Below are 20418 nucleotides of genomic sequence, written 5' to 3'. Positions count from 1 at the left end.
TCCGACGTACGCGAATGCATTGCCGTGCTTGTCGATCTGCGAAGAAGTCAGCCTTTCTTCATCCGTGCCAGTTCCGCCTCGGCGGCCTGGGCCCGTACCTTCCAGCCGTCGCGCTCCACCTCGGCTTCGCGGGCTGCGATCTCGGCACGCTGGGCACGCGCCGCCTGCGTCGCGGCCAAGGCCTGCGCTCGTTCGCGGGCGCGGGTTTCGCCCGCCATCTGAACTTTGAGGTCGCGGGGCGTGGCCATCGTGGCAATCCTTGGCTCGGGTCTGGTCGGGTGCTGTCCCGCGCGGTCGAGCCAGGGTCAAGCGCTGCCGAGGCAGTACAGGCCGAGGAGGCCGTCGAGGTCGAGGCCGAGGAGCAGGCCGTCCGAGATCGGAAACCCGGGCCGGAAACAACGGGACAATCCAGTGTGAGGGAGTCAGAAGACGAGACTCGGGAACGAAGCCTTTGCGTTGGAGTCTCGGGAACGCAACGCCGCACGGACACAGGACGCGCGACCCTCACGCCGGTGATGCATGGGACACCAATCGGTGAAAGCAGATGGCGGCTGCAACGAAGGCGGCGGCCCCAAGACCCGTCGCCACCCGTGCGAAACCTGGACCGACCAACACGAGGAACGAGCCGCGCCCGGCAAGCGTGTCGGTGGCGGCGAGAAGCACACCGACGATGCTCTCGCCGACGAAAAATCCCGATGCGACGAGAACGCCCCGTCGTCGAGCGGAGGTCTCCCCAGCTTTCGAAGGGTGTGCCTGGAGGCGCCTTCGGGCGAACCAGCCGATGATGCCCCGACGACGATCGTCACCACGACTTCGGGAGGTAGGTAGATTCCGATCCCCACCGTCAGCGTTGAAAAAGACAGGTCGCGCCGCCGCAGGACGGCCACCAGGGCGACGAACACCACGCCGAGCCCGGCACCGATCCTCAGCATTGTCCAGAACGGTTCGCCATGGACGATGCCGGTCGCGATCTGGGTCATCAGGGCAGCCTGCGGCACCGGCAAGGCGCTGCCCGCGTCCATGTCCGGCCGGAGCAGCGCTCCGGCGAAGCCGGAGGCCCGATAGAACAGGGACAGGAGCGGAGCGATGACGAGGACGACGACGGTGACACCGGCGATCAGGGCCACCCGCTGACGCCAGGGTGTGGCATCGACGAGTTGTCCGGTCGAGATCCACGGGACCAGAGTTCGACGGGCTCATCGGAGCGGCCCGCCCTCGTCGTCCGGGGCACGCAGGCGATACCCGACACCGGTCTCAGTGAGGAGAAGACGGGGGCGCTCGGGATCAGCCTCGATCTTCTGGCGAAGCTGGCGCATGTAGACCCTTAGGTATTGTGGGTCCGACGAGGTCGAGACGGCGTTCATGAGTTGGGCATGCGTCAGGGCCTTGCCGGCATGCTGCACAAGGATCCGGAGAAAATCGTATTCCCGCGGTGTCAGCTTCACCTCGACGCCGCGAACGCGGACGATGCGACGCACCAGATCGACGCTGAGGCCGTCGATTTCGAACAGGGCGCGCTCGCCCTGAACTGCCAATTGGTGTCGCAGGGCCGCGCGGAGGCGCGCCAGAAGCTCGCCCATGCCGAAGGGCTTGGTGACGTAGTCGTCCGCTCCGAGATCGAGAGCCTCGACCTTGCCCTGCTCGTCGTCGCGGCTCGACAGAACGACCACCGGCAGATCGCGGTGCCCCTCCCGGATTCGGCGCAGGAGATCGTGTCCGCGCATGTCCGGCAGGCCGAGATCGAGGATGATCAGGTCGATCGTCTCTTGGGTCAGTATCTCGAGGGCGACTCGCGCACTCGGTGCCTCGAAGATCGTATAGCCCTGCGTTACCAAGCCCATCCGAAGCAGCTTGCGGATAGGCGGTTCGTCGTCGACCACGAGGACAGCGAGGGTCATGCGGCTAGGTCGGGTCCGGCGGGACGGGCGGCGGGCACCGGTAGAAGGAGGGTGAAGACGGCCCCGCTTCGATCCTCACGGTTGCCAGCCGTCAGCGTGCCGCCCATCGCCTCGACGAAACCACGCGCTATGGCGAGGCCGAGGCCGGTCCCGGCGCGCACGCTGTCGCCCTTCCGGGCGCGGTAGAACTTGTCGAACACGCGCTCGCGCTCGGACTCGGGTAAGCCTTCGCCCTCGTCGAGCACTTGAAGGCGGACGTTCGACAGCCCACCGGCTTGGCCGGAGACGCGCTGCGCCGACACCGTGACGGCGGAGCCGGCCGGAGCATATTTGGCCGCGTTGTCGAGGAGATTGACCAAGACTTGCTCGAACAGCACCGGATCGAGGCGAAGGGGCGGCAGATTCGGCGCCAGCTCCAGCACGACCCGGTGCTCCGCGAGGAGGGGACCCTGGCGGCGCAGGGCGGTGTCGACGATTTCCGCCACGTCCTGCGCGGTCAGGTTTGCCGCAACCGCGCCAGCCTCGAGTCGGGTCATGTCGAGGAGGTTGATGATGAAGCGGTTCAGCCGTTCCGACTCGGCGATGATCGTCGCCAGGAGGTCGCCCTTGGCCTCCCGATCCAGCTCGGCGTCGAGGTCGCGCAGGGTCGTGGCGGCACCGAGGACCGATGACAGGGGCGTCCGCAGGTCGTGGGAGATCGAGGTCAGCAGGGCCTGGCGCAGCCGGTCGGTCTCGGCATCGCGTTCTGCCCGCGCCAGATCCTCCACGAGCCGGACCCGTTCGATGGCGAGTGCTCCCATGTCGGCCAGCGCGTCGAACAGCCGTCGATCCTCGGGTGTGAGGATCGGTCCCCTGCCATCCGCATCGAGGCCGATCACTCCGATGGGACCGCGACCTGTTCGTGCCGGGAGGAAAAGGCGACGCGCACCGGGAAGCGTGTCGGCACCGCGTCCCGCCGGCCGATCGTTGGCGAAGGCCCATTGGGCCGCGGCCAGATCCGCCGCGTCGAGGCGGTCCTCGGGTGGATAACCGGCCCGGACCGTGACCGCGTCACCCTCGGGCAGCAGCAGCACGACCCGTACGCGCAGCATCGCGGCGATCTGGGCCGAGGTCGCCCAGAGCACGTCGTCGAGGGTACCGCAGGTGGAGAGCTTTCGGCTGAAGCCGTAGAGGCGCTCCGTCGCCTGGGCCCTGCGCTGGCTGACCACCGCAACAGTCCGGGCCCGGGCGGCGAGGTTCGAGACCAGGACGGCGACCAGGGTGAACAGCAGGAAGGCGGCGACGTTGGTCGGATCGGCGATGGTCAGCGTGTAGACCGGCGGCAGGAAGAAGAAGTTGTAGGCAAGCGAGGCGGCGACCACGGACGCGAGCGCAGGCCCCAGGCCGTAGCGCGCCGCGACCGCCACGACCGCCGTCAGCAGGAAGAGGTCGGCATTCTCGACCCCGAGATAGGGCTGCGACCCGAGGGCGAGGCCGAGGCCAGTGAGGATCGCGAGGGCCGCGAAGCCGTAGCCGGCGTTGTCGAGAGCGGGGCGCGCCGGGGCCGTCGCCATCGCCTTTCGTGGCGCGGGCATCGGCAGGGTCTCGCCGGGCACGACATGAATGCTGATGGCTCCGCTCCGGCGCACGAGGTCGTATACCACGGAGCCGTTGACGAGCTCGAACATCCAGGACCGCGACGCCTTGCCGATGACGATGTGGTTGACGTTGGCGCCACGCGCATAGGTCAGAAGGTCGTCGGCCACGCGCCGGCTGCCCGGCACGGTGACGGCGTCGCCGCCGAGCCTGTCGGCGAGGCGCAGGGCGTCGGCGATCCGGTCGCGGTCCTCCTCGCTGAGGCCGAGGCTGCGCGTACCCTCCACCGTGACGGCCGTCCACGGCGCGTGCAGGCGATCGGCGAGGCGCTTGGCGTAGCGGACGAGACCGGCGGAGCGTGGATCCTCGCTCACACAGACCATCACCCGCTCGCCGGCGCCCCAGGGCCCCGCGATGGCATGGGCCTGCATGTGGCTCAGGAGTTCGTGGTCGACCCGCTCGGCCGTACGCCGCAGGGCGAGTTCGCGCAGGGCCGTCAGGTTGCCGCGCGAGAAGTAGTGGCGCAGGGCGCGCTCCGCATGGGCGGGCACGTAGACCTTGCCGGCCTTCAGGCGCTCGATCAGGTCGTCGGGATTGAGGTCGACGACCTCGATGTCCTCGGCCCGGTCGAGGATGCCGTCCGGCACCGTCTCGCGCACCCGGATCCGGGTGATCTGCGCGACGACATCGTTCAGGCTCTCGACGTGCTGGATGTTGAGCGTCGTGTGCACGTCGATGCCGGCATCGAGCAATTCCTCGACGTCCTGGTAGCGCTTGGGATGGCGCGAGCCGGGCGCGTTGGTGTGGGCGAGTTCGTCCACGAGAGCCAGGGCCGGGCGCCGCGCGAGCAGGGCGTCGAGGTCCATCTCCTCGAGGACGCTGTCATGGTAGGCGACCCTCCGTCGGGCGACGACCTCGAATCCCTCGACGAGGGCCTCGGTCTCGTTGCGGCCGTGGGTCTCGACGACGCCGATCACCACGTCGATCCCGGCCTTCATCCGTGCCCGGCCGACCGTCAGCATCTCGTAGGTCTTGCCGACGCCGGGCGCCGCGCCGAGGAAGACCTTGAGGCGGCCGCGCCCCGCCTCGTCGCGGCGCGCGCGATCGAGCAACGCCTCCGGCGAGGGACGCTGGCGCCCGCGGCCATCCTCGATCATCGATACCCCTTCGTCTGCTTCCCGCGGAACGGATTATTGCCGGAGGCGCGCGTCCAAAGCGAGGTTCAACGCCAGGACGTTGACGCGCGGCTCGCCGAGGAGGCCGAAGGTGCGGCCTTCGACCTGCGCATTGACGAGGTCGCGCACCCGATCCGCGCTGACGCCCCGCGCGCGCGCCACGCGCGGCACCTGGAACAGGGCGGCTTCGGGCGACAGATCCGGATCGAGCCCGGATCCGCTGGTGGTGACGAGATCCACCGGCACCGTCGCACCGGGGTTCTCGGCTCTCAACGCGTCGAGGTCTCCCTTCACGCGCTCGGCCAGGGCCGCGCTGGTCGGGCCGAGATTGGAGCCGGCCGAGTTGGAGGCGTTGTAGGGCGACGGAACGGTCTTTGTGGCATCGGCCGGATCGGCGGCGACGGTCGCCGAGGGGCGTCCATGGAAGTAGCGCGGACTGGTGAACGACTGCCCGATCAGGCTGGAGCCGACGATCGTGCCGTCGCGGCGGATCAGACTGCCGGCGGCCTTGGCGGGAAAGATCGCCGCAGCGAGCCCGGTCATGGCCAGGGGATAGGCGAGACCGGTGATCGCCGTCAGAACGAGGAAGAGGACGAGCGCGGGACGCAGGGAGGCGAGCATGGGGGCGACTCTGGTTCGGATCGGGGAGGGGATCAGGCGAGGTGCAGGGCATTCACGGCGAGGTCGATCGCCTTGATTCCGACGAACGGCACCAGGATGCCGCCGAGGCCGTAGATCAGCAGGTTGCGCCGCAGGAGCGCGGCGGCGCCCACCGCCCGATACGTCACGCCGCGCAGGGCGAGCGGAATCAGCGCGACGATGATCAGCGCATTGAAGATGATCGCCGACAGGATCGCGCTCTGGGGCGAGGCGAGCCCCATGACGTTCAGGGCCTGAAGCTGCGGATAGAGCGTCAGGAACATCGCCGGGATGATCGCGAAGTACTTCGCCACGTCGTTGGCGATGGAGAACGTCGTCAGGGCGCCGCGGGTCATGAGGAGCTGCTTGCCGATCCCGACGATCTCGATGAGCTTGGTCGGGTCGCTGTCGAGGTCGACCATGTTGCCCGCCTCGCGGGCCGCCACCGTGCCGGTGTTCATCGCCACCCCGACGTCGGCCTGGGCGAGGGCGGGCGCATCGTTGGTGCCGTCGCCGCACATCGCCACGAGCTTGCCGTCCGCCTGTTCCCGGCGGATCAGGGCGAGCTTGTCCTCCGGGGTGGCCTGCGCCAGGAAGTCGTCGACGCCGGCCTCGGCCGCGATGGCGGCGGCGGTCATCGGGTTGTCGCCGGTGATCATCACCGTCCGGATGCCCATGCGGCGCAGTTCGGCGAAGCGCTCGCGGATGCCGCCCTTCACGATGTCCTTCAAGGAGACGACGCCGAGGAGTCGACCGTCGCGGGCGACCGCCAGGGGCGTGCCGCCGGCCTTCGCGATCGTCTCGGCGATGTCTCGGATCTCGGCGACGGCCTGGGCATCCATCTCCGGCCGATAGGCGAGAGCCGCATTCGAGGCCCGCGCGACCATCGGCTGGCCGCCCAGGGAGGCGATCACCGCCTCGACGGCGCCCTTGCGGATGGACGCGCCGTCGAGATCGACGCCGGACATGCGCGACTGGGCCGTGAAGGGCACGAAGGTGGCGTTCAGGCCGGCCATGTCGCGGGCCCGGATGCCGTAGCGGTCCTTGGCCAGCACCACGATCGAGCGGCCCTCAGGCGTCTCGTCGGCGAGGGAGGCGAGTTGCGCCGCGTCCGCGAGATCCTGCTCGGTGACGCCGCCAACCGGCCGGAACTCGGTCGCCTGGCGGTTCCCCAGGGTGATGGTGCCGGTCTTGTCGAGGAGGAGGGTGTCGACGTCGCCCGCCGCCTCGACCGCGCGGCCCGACATGGCGAGCACGTTGAACCGGACGAGGCGATCCATGCCGGCGATGCCGATCGCGGAGAGGAGCGCGCCGATGGTGGTCGGGATCAGGGTCACGAACAGGGCGACGAGCACGACGAGGGGGATCGCGCCGCCGGCGTAGCTCGCGAAGCTCGGAATGCTCGCCACCGCGAAGACGAAGACGAGGGTCAGACCGGCGAGCAGGATGTTGAGGGCGATCTCGTTGGGCGTCTTCTGCCGGGATGCTCCCTCGACCAGCGCGATCATGCGGTCGACGAAGGTCGAGCCGGCCGCCGCCGTGATGCGGACCCGGATCGCGTCGGACAGAACCTGCGTTCCGCCCGTCACCGCCGACCGGTCGCCGCCGGATTCCCGGATCACGGGCGCGGACTCGCCGGTGATGGCCGCCTCGTTGACGGAGGCGACGCCCGCGATGACCTCGCCGTCGGACGGGATCAGGTCACCGGCCTCCACCAGCACCACGTCGCCGACCTTCAGCGACGTGCCGGGCACGGCATCCCAGGAATCGCCCGCACCGGTGAGGCGCTTGGCCGTCATCTCGGTGCGCGTGCGGCGCAGGCTGTCGGCCTGGGCCTTGCCGCGGCCCTCGGCCAGGGCTTCGGCGAAGGTGGCGAAGATCAGCGTGAACCAGAGCCACAGGATGATCTGGCCGGTGAAGCCGAGCCCGGGGGCGCCGGTGGCCAGATCGCGGACGAACAGCACGGTCGTCAGGGCGGCCACCACCTCGACTACGAACATCACGGGATTGCGGACCATGATACGGGGATCGAGCTTCCGGATCGAACCGGCGAGGGCCGGGCCGACGAGGGCGGCGCTGAAGAGGGAGGAGGACGGGCGAGACATGAGAAGTGTTTCCACGAATGGTCGCGGGGAGGCCGGGCGCGTGGCGCCGAGTCGGTGAGGCGGGTCAGGGCGCGAGGGCTCGGCCGGCGAGATCGGCGGCGAAGACCAGGGCGAGCGCGCCCAGGAGGGTGACCCCGAGCAGCGCCAGGATCAGGTCGGAGAGGCGGACAGGCCGCGCTCGGGAGTCCGCGAGGGGCGGGCGGCCGCCGGGGCGGGGCGCATGCAGGTGATGGCGCCGGCCCCGGTGGGAGGGGAGAGCGGGCCGCATCGCTCAGCCACCCGCCGCGAAGGTCTGGCCCGCGCTGCCCGCGAGGTGTTCGACGATCGGGCCGAGCGCCAGGGACGGGAAGAAGGTCAGGCCGCCGACGATCAGAATCACGCCGACCAGCATGCCGATGAACAGCCCGCCATGGGTCGGCAGGGTCCCGGCGGAGGCCGGCACGGTCTTCTTGGCGGCGAGCGCGCCCGCGATCGCCAGGGCGGGGATGATCACGAAGAACCGCCCCACCAGCATGCCGATGGCCAGCGTGATGTTGTAGAACGGGGTGTTGCCGCTGAGGCCGCCGAAGGCGGAGCCGTTGTTGGCCGCGGCGGAGGTGAAGGCGTAGAGAATCTCCGAGAAGCCGTGCGGCCCGGCATTGGCGGGACCGGCGAGACCGGCGGCCACCACGGTGGCGAGGGCGGTGCAGCCCAGCATCATCAGGGGCAGGCACAGGATGGCGAGCATGGCCATCTTCACCTCCCGCGCCTCGATCTTCTTGCCGAGATATTCCGGGGTCCGGCCGACCATGAGGCCGGCGACGAAGATCGCCACGATGATGAAGAGGAGCATGCCGTAGAGGCCCGCGCCGACGCCGCCGACGATGATCTCGCCGAGTTGCATGTTGATCATCGGGATCAGCCCGCCGAGGGCGGTGAAGCTGTCGTGCATCGCGTTGACCGCGCCGCAGGAGGCGGCGGTGGTCACCACCGCGAAGAGCGCGGAGGCGACGATGCCGAAGCGCAGCTCCTTGCCCTCCATGTTGCCGCCGTCGAGCCCGAGCCCGTTCAGCACGGAGCTGCCCGCGGCCTCGCTGGCATAGGTGACGAGGACGCCCGCGAGGAACAGCACGCCCATGGCGCCGAGGATCGCCCAGCCCTGCCGCTCGTCGCCGACCATACGACCGAACACGTTGGTCATCGCCGCCCCGAGGACGAAGATCGACAGGATCTGGACGAGATTCGAGAGCGCGGTCGGGTTCTCGAAGGGATGCGCCGCGTTGGCGTTGAAGAAACCGCCACCGTTGGTCCCGAGCATCTTGATCGCGACCTGGCTCGCCACCGGGCCGACCGCGATCGTCTGGGTGGCGCCCTCGAGCGTCGTCGCCTCGATGGAGGCCCCGAGAGTCTGCGGGATGCCCTGCGAGACCAGGAACAGGGTGTAGACCACGCAGATCGGCAGCAGCACGTAGAGCGTGCAGCGCGTGAGATCGACCCAGAAGGAGCCCACCGTCCGGGCCGAGGCCCGGGAGAAGCCCCGGACCAGCGCCATCGCGAGGGCGATGCCGGTGGCGGCCGAGAGGAAGTTCTGGTGGGTCAGGCCCAGCATCTGCGACAGGTAGGAGAGGGTGCTCTCGCCGCCGTAGTTCTGCCAGTTGGTGTTCGTCACGAAGCTCGCGGCGGTGTTGAAGGCGAGGTCCGGCGCAACCGACGATTGCCCGGCCGGGTTGAGGGGCAGGACGTCCTGCAGACGGAGGAGTCCGTAGAGGGCGGCAAACCCGAGGGCGTGGAACGCCAGCATGGCGAGCCCGTAGGCGAGCCAGGTCTGTTCGCCTCGGGCCTCGATGCCGGCGAGGCGATAGAGTCCGGCCTCGACGGGTGCGAGGATTGGCGAGAGGAGCGTGCGCTCACCCTGGAAGACGCGCGTCATGTACCCGCCGAGCGGCCTGACGAGCGCCAGCACGATCGCGCAGAACAGCGCGACCTGAAGCCAGCCGTTGATGGTCATGGTGGTGGTCCTTGGGAATTCGTCCGGAGGGTTCGTCAGAACCGCTCGGGGCGCACGAGGGCGTAGGTGAGGTAGCCGAGCAGCCCCAGGGTCACGAGGGCGCCGAAGGTCAGGTCGAGGGTCATGATGCGCGCTCCTGGCAGCCGGCTCAGAGGCGTTCGCAGAGCTTGGCGTAGCCGGCGGCGAGGCCGAAGAAGGCGAGGCCCGCGGCGAGGAAGGTGATGTCGAGCATGGTGCGTCCGATCCGGTGCGGCGGATCGGTTTCGGGTCGTCACGACCGATCGCGCCTCGCCCGAAGAATGGACGGGAACCGCATTAGGGTTCGAGAGGGTGCCCGGCGCGTTCTTATAAGGATCGCATGAGGATCGGCGCGCTCAGGGTGCCAGACCGACCTGCGCGAGCCGGGCCGCGAGGCGCGGATAGACCCGCAGAGCGTTGCCCGCATAGAGCTTGGCCCGATCCGCATCGGATAGCGCGGCCGCCTCGACGTATCGCTTGGTGTCGTCATAGGCGTGGCCGGTTTCGGGATCGATCCCGTTCACCGCGCCCACCATCTCGGACGCGAAGAGCACGTTGTCCGCGGGCACGACCTTCAACAGCAGGTCGATGCCGGGCTGATGATAGACGCAGGTATCGAAATAGACGTTGCGCAGCAATTCCGTGAGCGGCGGGCGCTTCATGTCCTGCGCCAGCCCGCGATAGCGCCCCCAGTGATAAGGGACCGCGCCGCCCCCGTGGGGGATGATCAGGCGCAGGGTCGGGAAATCCTTGAACAGGTCCGAGGTGACGAACTGCATGAAGGCGGTGGTATCGCCGTTCATGTAATGCGCGCCGGTCGCATGGAAGTTGCGATTGGCCGAGGCGCTGACATGCACCATGCCGGGCACGTCGAGCTCGACCATCTTCTCCCAGAGCGGGTACCAGAACCGGTCCGAGAGGGGCGGATCGGTCCAGTGGCCGCCGGACGGGTCGGGGTTCACGTTGCAGCCGACGAAGCCGAGCTGCGTCACGCAGCGCTCGAGTTCCGCCGTGCAGTTCTTCGGCGAGACGCCGGGCGTCTGCGGCAACTGGCAAACGCCGACGAAATTGCGCGGCATCAGCGTGGCGACGCGGTGGATCATGTCGTTGGAGACGACCGACCAGTCGAGGCTGGTCCGGGCATTCCCGATGTGGTGGCCCATGCCTCCGGCGCGCGGCGAGAAGAGTGCGAGGGAGATGCCGCGCTCGGTCTGGAGCCTGACCTGGCGCCCGGCGACGCTGGCAACGACCTCGTCGTCGCTGACGGACAGCGCGGAGGGCGAGGGGGACTGGGCGGGATCGTTGATGGCGTCTATCTGGCGCTTGCGCCATGCCAGCATGGCCGGCGGCTCGGTGGTGTAGTGGCCGTGGCAGTCGATGACCGGGCCGCGATAGGGCGCGCGATCCGCCGGCTGCGCCGCCGCGTGCGAGCCCGCGGCCACCGCACCGCCCAGGGCCGCCACGGCCCGCATGAAGCCGCGACGCGGCAGGCAGCAGGTGCAGGCGGCCGGGACGTCGGACGATGCGATCATCGCGGTCTCACCGAACGGAGAAGGGGAGCTGGTACGGGCGCCCGAACGGGACGCCGTTGTTCACCGTCTGGACGGGCGCGAGGAAGCCTTTTCCGTCCCGGCGATTGTTGCGGGTGTCCACCATGGAGAGCGGGCGCTCGACCCACTCCATCACCGAGACGTCGCCCGGCGCACCGACCTGCAGGGTTCCGAGCATCGCGTCCCGGTCGATGACCCGGGCCGGTGCCGCGGTCGCCATCGCGATCACCTCCTCCAGGCCGAAGCCGAGGGGCAGGAACTTGCTCATGACCAGCGGCAGGAACGGCATGCCCGGCGTATTGCCGGAGACGACGTGCAGGTCCGACGAGATCGTATCGGGCGGGGCACCCTGCGCGATGGCCGCCTCCGCCACGGTGAAGTCGAAGGAGCCGCCGCCATGGCCGATGTCGAAGACGACGCCGCGCTGCTTGGCGGCGAGGGCCGCCGGCAGAAGCTTGCCGTCCTGGACGATGTTGGTGAATTGGCCGGCCATGTTGGGCGCGCCGGAATAGCAGTGCGTGAGGATGTCGCCGGGCCGCAGCAGGTCGAGGATACGGCTCATCAGGTCGGCGGTCTCGACGCCGCCGATATGCGCCATCACCTTGGCGGGTCGTCCCGACATCTCGCAGGCCTGGATCGCCCGGCGCAGGGGTTCGGCGCCGTGCCTGAAGATGACGTTCTCCGACATCCGCACCTTGGCCCCGAGGACGAAGTCCGGGTTCTCGGCGATGGCGCGCGCACAGGCCTCCATCTGGGCATTGTCGATGTTGTAGAGTTCCGCGACGGGGAAGGCCGACAACCCGTTGTTCGCGATGTGCACGAAGGCGAACATCCGCGTCCGGGTCTGGGCGGCGATGTGCCGGCGCAGGGCGGCGATGGTGTTGGCGCCCGCATCGCCGGCGGAGACGACCGTCGTCACGCCCGAGAACGGCACCGTCTCGTCGGCGGGAATGCCGATCGCCGAGCCGTACGGAAAGGTATGGGCATGGAGGTCGACGAGGCCGGGCAGGACGAGCTTGCCGGATGCGTCGATCGTCTGCTTGGCCCGGTCCGCCGGCAGGTCCGGCGCGAGGGCCGCGATCCGCCCGAAGCGGATGCCGACATCGCGCTTCGCGCGCAGGGCCTGGCTCGGATCGATCACCTCGCCACCCCGGATGACGAGGTCGAAGGGCCCGTTCGGATCCGGCTCCGCGCGTGCGCCGGTCGCGGCGACGAGACCGGTCGCGGCCGCGCCGCCGAGCCAGGCGCGGCGTGTCGGGTCACCCACGGCGTCGCCCTCGGATCACGACCGCGCGGCGGACCACTGCCCTGAACGGCATGGATTCGACTCCCTGGCCTCGGCGCTCGTTCGTCGGCTCCGATGCCCAGGAGAGTAGTGGTCGATTGCTGGGGCAGGCAATGGCTTTCGACGATCAGGCGAACTCGTTCCGCGGTATCCGCGGCATCCAGGCCCGTCGTCGAGCCGATCGATACGCGCGTCGCCGGCGATCGAGCGACCGTAGCCATCGAGATCTCGCCAGCGCATCAGCGGTCGGATTCATCGTCCCGATCGACCTGCAGGAAGCCGATGGGGCCGGCCCGGGTCCCGTCGAAGATCCCGGCGGTGAGAGGTCCACCGTAGATGCACCCGGTATCGAGGTTGGTACGGAACGGCTGCTGGTCCGGCACGCCGCTCGGCTGCGGGGTATGCCCGTGGACCACGTGCTTCCCGAAGTCGAAGGCTGCGCTCAGGAACGGCTCACGGATCCAGAGGCGGGCGGACACGTCCGGATCGATTCCCTGGCGTCCGGGGCGAAAGCCCGCGTGGACGTAGTAGCGCAGGGCATCCTCGTGAACGGTGGGCAGGCGGGAGAGCCAGGTCAGGACGTCGTGCGGAAAATCTTCCGGATCCGCGATCCCGAAGGATTGCAGCGTTTCCTGGCCGCCATTGGTCAGCCAGACCGTGGCACCGAGCGCGTCACGATAGGCATCCAGCATCATCTGCTCGTGATTGCCCAGGAGGCAGGTGATGGCGTTGGGGGCGTCGCCCTGAAGGTGTCTCAGGATCGCGATCACCCGGGCGCTCTCGGGACCACGGTCCACGTAGTCGCCGAGGCAGACGATCCGGGCGGGACGGCCGGCGCGATGCCCGTTGATCCGGCGCAGCAGCCGGAGCAGCGCGCCGGCGCAGCCGTGAATGTCGCCGATCGCGTAGGTCAGGTCGTTCATGCGGAATCCGGTGACGGGGTCAGAAAGCACACCGACCGCATGGCAGGATTCCGATGCTGCGAACATCCTCGATTCACGAAGGGTCCGCGCGCCTCCCCATCCTACGCGATGTCCGGACCCGGGCCGTGTCGCCGGCTGCGCGCTATCGGAAAATCTGGATCATCGCCGGGGTCAGGATGACCACGAACAGAACGGGCAGGAAGAACAGGATCATCGGCACCGTCAGCTTCGGCGGCAGAGCGGCAGCCTTCTTCTCGGCCTCGTTCATGCGCATGTCGCGGCTCTCCTGCGACAGGACCCGCAACGCCTGGCCCACGGGCGTTCCGTAGCGCTCGGCCTGGATCAGGGCGGTCGTGACCGCCTTGATCTGGTCGAGGCCGATGCGGTTGGCGAGATTCTCGAAGGCGATCCGCCGATCCGGAAGGTAGGAGAGTTCGGCCGTCAGGACGGCGAGTTCCTCGGCGAGGACGATCGACTGCCCCACCACCTCGGTGCTGACGCGGCGGAACGCGTGCTCGACCGACATGCCCGACTCCACGCAGATCAGCGTCAGGTCGAGGGCGTCCGGCCAAGCCGCCCGGATCTCGGTCTGGCGCTTGTTCGCGCAATTGTGCAGGTAGAGTTCGGGCGCCTTGATGCCGAGGAGCAGAACGGCGATCACGATCATCGTCCGGATCGCGAACGGCTGATCCAGAACCCCGAGGACGAAGACGTAGAAGATCGCGATCAGCGCAAGGACGATCGGGGTCACGAGACGGAAGAACAGGAAGCCCGTTTCCGCCCCGGGCGAGCGATACCCCGCCATCATCAGCTGCTTCCGGGCGGTTTCGGTCCCGAGCCAGCGGTTCAGGTTGAACTGCTCCACCACCCGTTTCATGTAGGCCTTCGGCGCGACCCGCAGCGTCGCCTTGGAGCTCATGCGTTCGCGCTCGCGGCGCCGGATCTCCTCGCGCTCCTCGCCCAGCAGCTTCATGCGCTTTCCGAGCCGGTCCGGCTCGAGGATCGGCTGAAGCAGCGCGAACGCCGTGGCGGCCGCGGCGACCGCGGCCAGGGCGGTGCCGAGAAATCGCGGGTCGGTGACCTTCGCGGCGATGAGATCCAGCATGCGGTGTCTCCGTACGATCCGACCGGACGAGGATTCTGGGTAACGGGGTGCTTTGCGGCGGGGCGGTTCAGACGTCGAAGTTGATCATCTTCTTCATCGTGAAGACGCCGAGCGACATCCAGATCGCGGAGGCCACCAGGGCGAGCTTGCCGATATCGGTGCGCCAGAGGAGCGAGATGTAATCCGGGCTCGACAGGTAGGTCAGGGTGGCGACGATGAAGGGAAGGGCCGCGATGATGCCGCCGGACGCCTTCGCCTCCATGCTCATCGCCTGGATCTTGCCGGCCATCTTCTTGCGCTCGCGCAGCACCCGCGAGAGGTTGGCCAGGGCTTCGGAGAGATTGCCGCCGGACTTCGCCTGGATGCTGATCACGATGGCGAAGAAGTTCACGTCGGAGACCGGCACCCGCTCGTGCATCTTCAACAGGGCCTCACCGAGGGAGAGACCGAGGGTCTGGGCCTCGACGACCTGTCGGAATTCGCTGCGGATCGGCTCCTCCGCCTCCCGCGAGATGATCCGGAAGCAGTCGCCGACGGGAATACCGGCGCGCACACCGCGGGTGATGATGTCGATGGCGGTCGGCAACTCGTTGATGAACGCTTTGATCCGGCGCTTGCGCAGATAGGCGACCAGCCAGAGCGGCAGGCCGAAGCCGCCGGCGAACACCGCGCCGAGGCCGGCCAGCGGATTGCCGGTCGTCACCAGGATCGCGAAGCCGAACACGATCGCCATCGCCACCGAGATGGCGAAGAACTGATTCCGGGTCCAGGACAGACCGGCCCGGGCGAGCTTCAGTTCGAGCGTGACCTTGGTGCCTTCGCGCTTGGCCTCGACTTCCTTGAGGCTCTTGGCGACCTGTTCGCGGCGACTGACCGTCGCGGTCCGGCTTCCCGGCGCGGCGACGACGCTGACGGTCCTGCGGCGTTCGGCGGACCGCTTCTCGCCGGAGAGGTAGGGGAACACGAAGACGTAGGCGAGCCCGCCGGCCGCGAGCGCGAGGAGGCCGGACGCGAGGGCGAGGCCGCTGGCGTTCACAGGGCGCTCCCGCCGGCGCTTGCGGCGTCGAGAGCGGCCGCGAGCGCCTCGTCCTCGCCGTAATAGCGCGCGCGCTCCCAGAAGCGCGGCCGGCCGATGCCCGTGGAGCGGTGGCGCCCGATGAGCTTGCCGTTCGCATCCTCGCCGAGCACGTCGTACAGGAACAGGTCCTGCGTGATGATGACGTCGCCTTCCAGACCCATCACCTCGGTGATGTGGGTGATCCGGCGCGAGCCGTCGCGCAGGCGGGTGGCCTGCACGATGACGTCGATGGAGCCGCAGATCATCTCGCGCAGCGTGCGCGAGGGCAGGCTGAAGCCCCCCATGGTGATCATCGACTCGATACGCGCCAGGGCCTCGCGCGGCGAGTTGGCATGCAGCGTTCCCATGGAGCCATCGTGGCCCGTATTCATCGCCTGCAGGAGATCGAAGGCCTCCGGGCCGCGGACCTCGCCCACGATGATGCGCTCGGGCCGCATGCGCAGGCAGTTCTTGACGAGGTCTCGCATGGTGACCTGGCCGGACCCCTCCATGTTGGGCGGCCGGGTTTCGAGGCGGACCACGTGCGCCTGCTGGAGTTGCAGCTCGGCCGCGTCCTCGCAGGTGATGATGCGCTCGTCCTCGTCGATGTAGCGGGTCAGGCAGTTCAGCAGCGTGGTCTTGCCCGAGCCGGTACCGCCCGAAATCACGACGTTGCAGCGGACGCGGCCGATGATCTGCAGGATGCGGGCGCCTTCCGGCGAGATCGCCCCGAAGGTGACGAGCTGGTCGAGGGTGAGCTTGTCCTTCTTGAACTTACGAATGGTGAGCACCGGCCCGTCGATCGCCAGCGGCGGGGCGATGATGTTCACGCGGGACCCGTCGGGGAGACGCGCGTCGCAGATCGGCGAGGCTTCGTCGACGCGCCGGCCGACCTGGCTCACGATCCGCTGACAGATGTTCATCAGCTGCTGGTTGTCGCGGAAGCGCACGTTGGTGAGCTGAATCTTCCCGCCGACCTCGATGAAGGCCCGGCTGGCCCCATTGACCATGATGTCGGCGATGTCGTCGCGGGCGAGCAGCGGCTCGAGCGGGCCGTAGCCGAGCACGTCGTTGCAGATGTCGTCGAGCAGTTCCTCCTGCTCGGCGATCGACAGGACGATGTTCTTGAGCCCGATGATCTCCGAGACGATGTCGCGGATCTCCTCGCGCGCGGACTCGGCATCGAGGCGCGAGAGCTGCGACAGGTCGATCGCCTCGATCAGCGCACCGAAGATCATGCTCTTGGTGCGGAAGTAGTCCTCCGACTTCACCGTCTCCACGACGGCCACGGGTTCGGGACGGCGGGGAGCCTCCACCTTCGCGCGAAGGGCCGAATCGTCGTGGATCGGCAGCGAGACCTGTGGCGTCGCGATGACGGCGACGGGACGCGGCGACGGCGCCGCCGCCGCACTGCCGGATCGTCTACCGAACATGATGCGGCCTCCCGGCGGTCAGGTCGTGCGGAACCGGCTGGTGCATCACGAGGCCTTGCGCCGCGCAAGCCTGGCGAGCAGCGGCTCGAAGAGGTTCGGCCGTGCGCGGCGCAGTTCGGCGCGGCCGGTGATCGAGGCGGCGAGGGAGGAGAAGATCTCGGCCGCCTTCGCGCCGGACTGCACCTCGCCGATCATCTGCCCGTTGTTCGCGGCCGTGCCGAACAGGGCGGCGTCGAAGGGGATCGCGGCCGTGATCGTCGTATCGAGGGACTTCGCGAATTCGGCCGAGGCAATCTCGGGGCGCTTGGGAACGCCGACGCCGTTGAGGATGATCCGCGGCTTGCGATCGTTCGGACGATTCTGCTGCAGCAGCGTCAGGAGGTTCTTCGCGTTGCGCAGAGCGGCGAGTTCGGGGCTCGCCACGATGAGGATCTCGTCGGCGCTGATCATCAGCCGGCGCGACCAGGCCGTCCACTGATGGGGGACGTCGAGCACGACGCAGGGCACGGCGGCCCTCAGCAGATCGAGCAGGTGATCGAAGGCCGGCTCGGCCAGATCGATGGTGCGGTCGAGGGTGGCGGGCGCAGCGAGCAGGGAGAGATTGTCGCTGCACTTCGACAGGAGACGGTCGAGGAGGTTCGAATCGAGCCGGTCCGGCGCGAACACCGCCTCGGCGATACCCTGCGGCGGGTCCTGGTTGAAGTTCAGGCTGGCCGTTCCGAAGGCGATGTCGAGGTCGGCGATGACGGTCGCGGTGTCCTGCTCCCGGGCGATCGTCCAGGCCAGGTTGTGGGCGAGCGTGGAGGCGCCGACCCCGCCCTTCGCGCCGACGACGGCGACGGTCCGCCCCACCGGCTTGGCGCCCGGCGCCGTGAACAGGTCAGAGATCGCCTGGATCAGGTCGATCGGGCGCACAGGCGCCATGAGGTATTCGCTGACGCCGCGCTGGATGAACTGGCGATACAGCGCCACGTCGTTGACATGCCCGATGACGACGACCTTCGTTCCCTCGTCACAGACCTGCGCCAGGGAATCGAGGCTTTCGAGTGGGCGCGACTTCGTCCCCTGCGTCTCGATGACGATGACGTTCGGCGTCGGCGCGTGGCGGTAGGCCTCCACCGCGGCGGCGCCACCGCCCATCTGAACCTTGACGTGCGCCTTCTGCATGCGCCGGTCGGCACCGACGGACTCGATCAGCGCCGCGCTCTCCTGCGTCTCGCAGAACGCCTGAATCGTGATCCGCGGCACGGGAGCGATGATGCGCTCGGACGTCTCGTTCAGATCCGCCATGAGGAGAATTCCGGTTCAGGTTGCCGCCGAAGCGGATGCGAGGACGGGTCGGGTCGCGGGCGAAGCGAGGCGCCCGCCCAGCGCGCTCATTGCGAGACCTGCGCCTTGATCGAGGTCTTCCCATCCTGACGCCATTCGATTGACGGATCCTTGCCGTCTCGGATCTTGCCGATGTCGTTGGTGCGCCGGATCGTGTCGATCCGGCCTTCGGGGCGGGCCCGCACGAGATCGACCGGGTCCGCGACCTGCGCGGCGAAGTTCGACTGCGTCGCGCAGCCGAAGTTCCAGTAGATCTCGTTGCGGCCGCTGAACGCCGGATCGCCGACCCCGAGGTCCTGAGGCCAGTTGCCGCACTGGCTCGCGACCTTGGCCTCCATGCGCTGGAAGCTCAGCCGGAGGGGCGCAGCGAGGTTCGGATTGGCCACCACATAGCGGGAAACCGCGACCTGACGGCCGGACACGCCGCCCTGAAGGCTCATCCGTTGCAGGGCCGCGGCCGTCCGGTCGACCGCCGCGGCCGTCCCGGGAGCGCCACCGGCGGGAACATCGAGGATCAGCGTGCCGCGGCCGTAGCGCCGGTACTCCAGCAGGAACGCGTCGACATCGGCGGCCTGGCGCGGATCGATATGACCCGTGCCGGTCACGAAGACGTCGAGGCTGCGCACGCCTTCGGCGAGGGCCAAGGGATGCCGCGCGCGATAGTCGGCCGGGTAGAGCGAGCCGGTGGTGACGACCGGATCGGCGCGGCAGGCCCCGAGCAGGGCGGCGACGCCGGCCAGCGCAGCCAGAGCCAGCGGTGTGCGGAGAGACGGGAGGGACATCGGTGGAGGGTCCTGCTGGTGCCGGGGCCGCGGTACCGTGATCGTTCGGGGAAGCGCCGGACTAGTCGGTGATGAAGCCGACGCGGCCGCGATAGGCGCTGCCGAGCGGGCTGGCGCCGGCGACGCCGTAGAGACGGTTGAAGCGTCCGAGCAGGATGCCCTGGGCGTCCTGGGCATCGACGAAGCCGTCGTCGGGCCGGGCGACCTGGCGCGGTTCCATCGGCTTGGCGATGTAGGGCGTGACCATGATCATCAGTTCCGTCTCCTGGCGCTGGTAGTCGCGGGACCGGAAGAGGGCGCCGATGATGGGCAGGTTGATGAGGCCCGGCAGGCCGGTGATCGCCGCCTTGTTGCGCTGCTGGATCAGGCCGGCCGTCATCATCGTCGCGCCGGAGGCCAGTTCGATCGTGGTCTCGGACTTGCGGACGGTGAAGCCCGGCACCGCGGTGGTGGTCCCGGTGAAGTTCAGGTTCAGGGCGTTCTGCTGATCGATCTCGGTGACCTGGGTTCCGACGCGCACCGAGATCCGGTTCTCCGCCAGCACCACCGGCGTGAAGTTGAGGCTGACGCCGTAATCCTTGTAGCTGACGCTCGGCACGCAGGTCTGGATCGTGCTGGTCCCGACGGAGGTGCAGCTCAGGTTCGAGGGGACGGGGATCTGGCCGCCGGCCGTGAAGGTCGCGGATTCGCCGGAGATGGCCGTCAGGGTCGGCTCCGCGAGGACCCGGGAGACGCCGGCCTGCTCGAAGGCCCGCAGGGTGGCCGTGAGGTTCGCTCCGCCCGGGCCGTTGATCGTCCCCGCCAGCAGGTTGCCGGTCGGGAAGGCGCCGCCGTTGAGGGCGAGCGGCGTGGTGTTGACGAGGTTGAGACCGGACCAGCCTCCGCTCAGATTGACGCCGAACTGCTTCAGCACCGTGCGCGAAACCTCGACCACGGTGACGCGCAGCATCACCTGATCCTTGCCGCGGATCGTGAGGTTGTTGATGACGGCGCCGCGCGCGGCCGGACCGGCGCCCGAGACGCCCACGAAGGCATTGGCGATGTCGAGGGCCTGGGCGGCCTCGGAGGCGGAATTGACCGTCCCGGTCAGAACGACCGAGTCCCCGGCCGCGCGGACGTCGAAGCGTCCGCCCGCGATGCTCTGGTTCAGGGTCTGGCGCAGCACGTTGAGGTCGCGCGCCACGGTGACGTCGAGGGCGGTGATCTGCCGGCCCTCGCCATCCATGATGAAGATCGAAGTCGCCCCGTTCTCCATGCCGATCACGAAGACCTTGCGGGTCGAGCGAACGACCGCGTTGGCCACCTTCGGGTTGGCGACGAACACCTCCTTGGCGTCGCGCGGGAGGTCGATCACCAGCGAGCGCCCCATGGTGAGGTCGACCCGGCGCGACGTCGCCCCCTCGTTGGCCCCGACCGCCAGCACGGGCGCCGCGGTCAGGCCGCCATGGGACTGAGCATAGCCGGGGCGCACGGCCCCGACGGACAGGAATCCGGCGAGAAGGCAGGCGAGCAGCGGAGCGCGCCGCAGGGCCGGCCAGGGGGAGAGGGTCATCGACG

At 68.8% G+C, this 20418-nt stretch carries 18 protein-coding genes; all 18 read right to left on the bottom strand.

Annotated features, from left to right (window positions below; all coding sequences use genetic code 11):
• Positions 1-47 precede the first annotated feature (47 nt).
• Complete coding sequence (locus ACLBWX_RS04870; RefSeq protein WP_447675952.1) at positions 48-248, bottom strand: hypothetical protein; 201 nt, start codon at positions 246-248, stop codon at positions 48-50.
• Positions 249-422: 174 nt separating this feature from the next.
• Positions 423-1127 carry an OPT/YSL family transporter gene (locus tag ACLBWX_RS04865; RefSeq protein ID WP_447675951.1) on the bottom strand — a complete coding sequence of 235 codons (705 nt, stop codon included), beginning with the start codon at positions 1125-1127 and terminating at the stop codon, positions 423-425.
• Positions 1128-1196: 69 nt separating this feature from the next.
• Entirely contained in the window at positions 1197-1898 is a 702-nt protein-coding gene (locus ACLBWX_RS04860) for a response regulator (RefSeq protein ID WP_447675950.1), read from the bottom strand.
• A complete protein-coding gene (locus ACLBWX_RS04855; RefSeq protein WP_447675949.1) occupies positions 1895-4630 on the bottom strand; it encodes an ATP-binding protein in 2736 nt (911 codons plus the stop codon). Before ACLBWX_RS04855 ends, ACLBWX_RS04860 begins: the two co-directional genes overlap by 4 nt.
• A gap of 33 nt (positions 4631-4663) precedes the next feature.
• The gene (locus ACLBWX_RS04850; RefSeq protein WP_447675948.1) at positions 4664-5269 is read right to left on the bottom strand and encodes a K(+)-transporting ATPase subunit C; all 606 of its coding nucleotides are present in this window, start codon (positions 5267-5269) and stop codon (positions 4664-4666) included.
• A 32-nt stretch (positions 5270-5301) separates the two neighbouring features.
• Positions 5302-7392: a potassium-transporting ATPase subunit KdpB gene (gene kdpB, locus ACLBWX_RS04845; RefSeq protein ID WP_447675947.1), complete on the bottom strand. Its 2091-nt coding sequence runs from the start codon at positions 7390-7392 to the stop codon at positions 5302-5304.
• 64 nt (positions 7393-7456) lie between these two features.
• Positions 7457-7660, bottom strand: a complete 204-nt coding sequence (locus ACLBWX_RS04840; protein WP_447675946.1) for a hypothetical protein — start codon at positions 7658-7660, stop codon at positions 7457-7459.
• A 3-nt stretch (positions 7661-7663) separates the two neighbouring features.
• Positions 7664-9379 (bottom strand): potassium-transporting ATPase subunit KdpA, encoded by a 1716-nt coding sequence (gene kdpA / locus ACLBWX_RS04835; protein WP_447675945.1) that lies wholly within the window; start codon positions 9377-9379, stop codon positions 7664-7666.
• A gap of 35 nt (positions 9380-9414) precedes the next feature.
• Positions 9415-9504, bottom strand: coding sequence for a K(+)-transporting ATPase subunit F (locus ACLBWX_RS04830; protein ID WP_056473541.1), 90 nt, complete (start codon positions 9502-9504; stop codon positions 9415-9417).
• Positions 9505-9753: 249 nt separating this feature from the next.
• Entirely contained in the window at positions 9754-10929 is a 1176-nt protein-coding gene (locus tag ACLBWX_RS04825; protein ID WP_447675944.1) for an amidohydrolase family protein, read from the bottom strand.
• Positions 10930-10936: 7 nt separating this feature from the next.
• Positions 10937-12214, bottom strand: coding sequence for an amidohydrolase (locus ACLBWX_RS04820; RefSeq protein ID WP_447675943.1), 1278 nt, complete (start codon positions 12212-12214; stop codon positions 10937-10939).
• A 257-nt stretch (positions 12215-12471) separates the two neighbouring features.
• On the bottom strand, positions 12472-13155 hold the full coding sequence (locus tag ACLBWX_RS04815) for a metallophosphoesterase family protein (RefSeq protein ID WP_447675942.1): 684 nt from the start codon (positions 13153-13155) through the stop codon (positions 12472-12474).
• 142 nt (positions 13156-13297) lie between these two features.
• Positions 13298-14260, bottom strand: coding sequence for a type II secretion system F family protein (locus tag ACLBWX_RS04810; RefSeq protein WP_447675941.1), 963 nt, complete (start codon positions 14258-14260; stop codon positions 13298-13300).
• Between the two features lie 67 nt (positions 14261-14327).
• Positions 14328-15296 carry a type II secretion system F family protein gene (locus tag ACLBWX_RS04805; protein WP_447675940.1) on the bottom strand — a complete coding sequence of 323 codons (969 nt, stop codon included), beginning with the start codon at positions 15294-15296 and terminating at the stop codon, positions 14328-14330.
• A complete protein-coding gene (locus ACLBWX_RS04800) occupies positions 15293-16750 on the bottom strand; it encodes a CpaF family protein (protein WP_447675939.1) in 1458 nt (485 codons plus the stop codon). Before ACLBWX_RS04800 ends, ACLBWX_RS04805 begins: the two co-directional genes overlap by 4 nt.
• Before the next feature lie 45 nt (positions 16751-16795).
• Positions 16796-18040: an AAA family ATPase gene (locus ACLBWX_RS04795; protein ID WP_447675938.1), complete on the bottom strand. Its 1245-nt coding sequence runs from the start codon at positions 18038-18040 to the stop codon at positions 16796-16798.
• An 86-nt stretch (positions 18041-18126) separates the two neighbouring features.
• The gene (locus tag ACLBWX_RS04790) at positions 18127-18861 is read right to left on the bottom strand and encodes a CpaD family pilus assembly protein (RefSeq protein ID WP_447675937.1); all 735 of its coding nucleotides are present in this window, start codon (positions 18859-18861) and stop codon (positions 18127-18129) included.
• A 61-nt stretch (positions 18862-18922) separates the two neighbouring features.
• The gene (locus ACLBWX_RS04785) at positions 18923-20413 is read right to left on the bottom strand and encodes a type II and III secretion system protein family protein (RefSeq protein WP_447675936.1); all 1491 of its coding nucleotides are present in this window, start codon (positions 20411-20413) and stop codon (positions 18923-18925) included.
• Positions 20414-20418: the final 5 nt, after the last annotated feature.

It is taken from the genome of Methylobacterium sp. M6A4_1b (assembly GCF_053345175.1).
This window is presented reverse-complemented; position numbering and strand designations above follow the sequence as displayed.

Coding starts and splice junctions, on each gene's coding strand:
- ACLBWX_RS04825 (WP_447675944.1), bottom strand. CDS start 10,929: ATGATCGCATCGTCCGACGTCCCGGCCGCCTGCACCTGCTGCCTGCCG.
- ACLBWX_RS04810 (WP_447675941.1), bottom strand. CDS start 14,260: ATGCTGGATCTCATCGCCGCGAAGGTCACCGACCCGCGATTTCTCGGC.
- kdpB (WP_447675947.1), bottom strand. CDS start 7,392: ATGTCTCGCCCGTCCTCCTCCCTCTTCAGCGCCGCCCTCGTCGGCCCG.
- ACLBWX_RS04795 (WP_447675938.1), bottom strand. CDS start 18,040: ATGGCGGATCTGAACGAGACGTCCGAGCGCATCATCGCTCCCGTGCCG.
- ACLBWX_RS04840 (WP_447675946.1), bottom strand. CDS start 7,660: ATGCGGCCCGCTCTCCCCTCCCACCGGGGCCGGCGCCATCACCTGCAT.
- ACLBWX_RS04870 (WP_447675952.1), bottom strand. CDS start 248: ATGGCCACGCCCCGCGACCTCAAAGTTCAGATGGCGGGCGAAACCCGC.
- kdpA (WP_447675945.1), bottom strand. CDS start 9,379: ATGACCATCAACGGCTGGCTTCAGGTCGCGCTGTTCTGCGCGATCGTG.
- ACLBWX_RS04790 (WP_447675937.1), bottom strand. CDS start 18,861: ATGTCCCTCCCGTCTCTCCGCACACCGCTGGCTCTGGCTGCGCTGGCC.
- ACLBWX_RS04815 (WP_447675942.1), bottom strand. CDS start 13,155: ATGAACGACCTGACCTACGCGATCGGCGACATTCACGGCTGCGCCGGC.
- ACLBWX_RS04855 (WP_447675949.1), bottom strand. CDS start 4,630: ATGATCGAGGATGGCCGCGGGCGCCAGCGTCCCTCGCCGGAGGCGTTG.
- ACLBWX_RS04800 (WP_447675939.1), bottom strand. CDS start 16,750: ATGTTCGGTAGACGATCCGGCAGTGCGGCGGCGGCGCCGTCGCCGCGT.
- ACLBWX_RS04830 (WP_056473541.1), bottom strand. CDS start 9,504: ATGACCCTCGACCTGACCTTCGGCGCCCTCGTGACCCTGGGGCTGCTC.
- ACLBWX_RS04850 (WP_447675948.1), bottom strand. CDS start 5,269: ATGCTCGCCTCCCTGCGTCCCGCGCTCGTCCTCTTCCTCGTTCTGACG.
- ACLBWX_RS04860 (WP_447675950.1), bottom strand. CDS start 1,898: ATGACCCTCGCTGTCCTCGTGGTCGACGACGAACCGCCTATCCGCAAG.
- ACLBWX_RS04785 (WP_447675936.1), bottom strand. CDS start 20,413: ATGACCCTCTCCCCCTGGCCGGCCCTGCGGCGCGCTCCGCTGCTCGCC.